The organism is Pseudomonas sp. P5_A2_2 (genome assembly GCF_054177685.1).
On sequence record NZ_JBGCUL010000724.1, the window covers coordinates 1 to 2,336 of the forward strand.

General features: G+C 54.8%; 2 protein-coding genes. Both read right to left on the reverse strand.

The window, feature by feature from the left end; genetic code table 11:
* Positions 1-533, reverse strand: a 533-nt coding sequence (locus ACXRVY_RS24800) for an aminotransferase class III-fold pyridoxal phosphate-dependent enzyme (RefSeq protein ID WP_458238501.1), incomplete at its 3' end; no start/stop codon positions are given.
* Positions 534-1,215: 682 nt separating this feature from the next.
* Positions 1,216-2,196 carry a LysR substrate-binding domain-containing protein gene (locus tag ACXRVY_RS24805; RefSeq protein WP_223457487.1) on the reverse strand — a complete coding sequence of 327 codons (981 nt, stop codon included), beginning with the start codon at positions 2,194-2,196 and terminating at the stop codon, positions 1,216-1,218.
* Positions 2,197-2,336: the final 140 nt, after the last annotated feature.

Sequence of the window (2,336 nt, forward strand, 5' to 3'; positions counted from 1 at the left end):
ATGTCCATCATAGGCAGGTCGAAAGCACGATGATTGTTCGGCAAGCCAGTTAGGCTCGCCGCAGCGACGGTCACGCCATGGTAGGCTCCGATGCGGGATATCACCTTTTTCTTCAGCGGCAGGCCACGGGCGTTATTGTAGTAACGAACCATTTTCACCACCGTGTCGTTGGCCTCAGAACCGGAGTTGGTAAAGAAAACCTTGCTCATCGGCACCGGCGCCAGCGAGATGAGCTTCTCCGCGAGATCCACGGCAGGCTGATGCGTTTTGTGAGTAAAGGTGTGGTAGAAAGGTAGCTTACGCATCTGCGTCATGGCCGCCTCGACCAGTCGCACCTCGCTGAAGCCAAGTGCCGCACTCCACAGGCCCGACATGGCTTCGATATAGCGACGCCCCTCGGTGTCATAGACGAAAACCCCATCCCCGCGCTCAATTGCCAACGGACCGACACCTTCGTGCATCCGCGCATCGGTATAGCTATGAAGGTGATGGGCTATATCCCTCGCGTACAGTGTGTCAGTGGTATTGGACATGGGTGTCTCCAAGAAAGAAAGTGACGACCCCGCTCACCTTAATAGCAACTTGGCGGGGGTCTGGATTTAAGTTTTGGCTGGGAAATTAGTCCGAAACACAGTCGTTCCAGACTAGCTTGCGGCACTTGGTTATAACGCGGTTATGGCATGAGAATCGCTGTGCTCTAACGTGGTTTTCCCCTTCGCTGTTTTTGACATTCAGCCCGCGCCCACTCATTTGAGAGCTGAGTTTGATACAGTTTCTCCTGCTCAGACAGGCACTTTATTACTTCCTCAGTGGTGACTTCATGTCACCACTCCATAGCTAGTACGGAGGCATTCCTCCCCCATGACCTTCGTACATTCCGAACGGATCGTTATCCAGAGCAAATCACCATAAACGGCAAGTCTTTGCCACAAACAGCGAAACTAGCGGACAGCGCCCCCCCAAGCCGATTGTCGAAGGTCATTCGCCAGTCATTCGCAACGGGTCCGTTTGTGATGGGCGCGTGCATAGCATGTTGGTGAATGAGCGCGATTGCGACAATAACTGGGAGATACTTTTGTGAATGGACGAAACTTTGACGAGCCAGCGTCAATGGCAGGAGGAACTTGCGCGCATGTGTTCAGCGCAAGACAAGTTTAAGGCTATCCGAACTGCATCTACTCAGGTATTAAACTGAACTTCCACCTGACGGCGAAATTATTCTTCAGCGGAGCCGGGTTGATTTATCACACCAGCTGATTGGCCACCCGTCGTCTCCGCGATAGACTGCTGCATCCAAGCGCGGAAGCGCGCCAATGTCACTTCATTCCAACGCTCACGCGGTCCAACTAAATAATATCCTCCGAGCCGAACATCGGTTCCAAGCAACTCGACGAGCCGCCCGGTGCGGAGATCATCAGCGGCAATCAGGCGTGTCGCGAGTGCGATTCCCTGCCCTGTTACGGCCGCGTCGACCGTAAGATTGGCTGACCAGAGCCGCGGCCCGTTCAACACTACTTCATGCCCATAGCCAGCCTGATGGAACCATTGTCGCCATTGATCGCGGCTTTCCTCATGTATCAACGGCTGATTCACGAGATCGTCAAGAGTGCGGATGGGTGCGTTCTTGCTGATCCAGTCCGGGCTAGCGACCGGGAAAATCCGTGGCCTTTCCAGCAAAATCCAGCGAGCATTCCCCTTCGGCGCCTCCAAATAGCGGATATCGACATCGGCGTCGTAATGCGTGAAATCGGGCTCTAGATCGGTGGCGCGCATGACGAAATCGATGCCGGGCAGCGCAAGTTGGAGCTGGTTGAAACGCGGCGCCAGCCAGCGCGTTGCGAGACCAGGGACACACCAGATTCGTAAAACCGAGCGGCTTACCGCCGGACGCAATTCCGCCGTCGATTTGGCGATCATGTCGAAAGCCATTCCCACAGTCTCGGCAAAAAGCCTGCCTTCCGTAGTCAGCCGAATGCCTCGTGGTCCAGCATCCACAAGTCGCGTGCCAAGCCAGGATTCAAGATTTCGCACATGTCGGGAAACGACCGTATGACCGACATTGAGATCATCCGCAGCCTTGCGCATCGAGCCGAGCCGGCTCACTGCCTCAAAGGCGCGCACCATTGAAAGCGGTGGTAGACGTCCGCGTTTGGCGCCACTTTCTGGCTCCTCTTCTGGCGATTTGGCGTTGCGCAAACATGCCTCCTTGAAAGTGAGTATTTCCACAAGTTTAAACGTCATAATGCCGAAAACCCTTCTTGTGTGAAATCAAATCTGGGGCTTGTATCACGAAGACTGACGCACAGTGGTCTATGACGAAGCGCCCATCGCTGACG